Origin of the sequence: Halomonas marinisediminis, assembly GCF_004347715.1 — a bacterium.
Classification (GTDB): Bacteria; Pseudomonadota; Gammaproteobacteria; order Pseudomonadales; family Halomonadaceae; genus Halomonas; species Halomonas icarae.
Genome location: NZ_SLTR01000045.1, coordinates 1 through 1,147, shown reverse-complemented (window position 1 = coordinate 1,147; position 1,147 = coordinate 1). Strand labels below are relative to the sequence as shown.

Sequence of the window (1,147 nt, the reverse complement as noted above, 5' to 3'; positions counted from 1 at the left end):
GATGGCGGCCTGCAGACCGTCGAGCTCTCCCTGCCGGCCATCGTCACCACCGATCTGCGCCTGAACGAGCCGCGCTACGCCAAGCTGCCCGATATCATGAAGGCCAAGAAGAAGCCGCTGGACGTCAAGCGCCCGGAAGATCTCGGCGTCGAGGTCGCCACCCGGACCAAGCTGCTCAAGGTCGAGCCGCCGGCCGAGCGTCAGGGTGGCATCAAGGTGGGCTCCGTGGACGAGCTGGTCGATAAACTGAAGAACGAGGCGAAGGTGATTTCATGAGCATCCTGATCCTGGCCGAACACCATGACGGCGCCCTGGCCGGCGCCACCGCCCATGTGGTTGCGGCCGCCAAGGCCATCGGGGGCGATATCGACGTGCTGGTGGCCGGCGAAGGCGTCGCTGCCATCGCCGAGGCCGCCGCCAAGCTGGACGGCGTCAGCAAGGTTCGCGTGGCCGACAACGCCGCCTACGCCCACCAGCTGGCCGAGCCGATGTCGGCGCTGATCAATGAGCTCGCCGGCGACTACAGCCACGTGCTGGCCGCCGCCTCCACCACCGGCAAGAACGTGCTGCCGCGCCTCGCCGCACTCAAGGACGTGGCGCAGATCTCCGAGATCATCGCGGTGGAATCGCCCGATACCTTCAAGCGCCCCATCTACGCCGGTAACGCCATCGCCACCGTGCAGAGCGAGGACGCCCTGAAGGTGATCACCGTGCGTACCACCGGCTTCGACGCCTGCCCTGATAGAGGGAGCGAGGGCGGCAGCGCCGCCGTGGAAGCGGTCGACTTCGTCGCCGACAACAGCCAGTCCACCTTTATCAAGGAGGAGCTGGCCCAGTCCGACCGTCCGGAGCTGGGGGCCGCCAAGGTGGTCATCTCCGGTGGCCGCGGCATGGGCAACGGCGACAACTTCAAGCTGCTCGAGGGGATCGCCGACAAGCTGGGCGCCGCGGTGGGCGCCTCGCGCGCCGCCGTGGATGCCGGCTTCGTGCCCAACGACATGCAGGTGGGGCAGACCGGCAAGATCGTCGCACCGGAGCTCTATATCGCCGTGGGCATCTCGGGCGCCATCCAGCACCAGGCCGGCATGAAGGACTCCAAGGTGATCGTGGCGATCAACAAGGACGAGGAGGCGCCGATCTTCCAGGT

At 67.3% G+C, this 1,147-nt stretch carries 2 protein-coding genes; both read left to right on the top strand.

Annotated elements, in window-relative coordinates:
* Positions 1 to 276 (top strand): electron transfer flavoprotein subunit beta/FixA family protein (locus tag E0702_RS15780; protein ID WP_439952340.1); only part of this gene is annotated, 276 nt, incomplete at its 5' end.
* Positions 273 to 1,147 (top strand): electron transfer flavoprotein subunit alpha/FixB family protein (locus E0702_RS15775; RefSeq protein WP_132045562.1); only part of this gene is annotated, 875 nt, incomplete at its 3' end. The genes E0702_RS15780 and E0702_RS15775, both read left to right, overlap by 4 nt.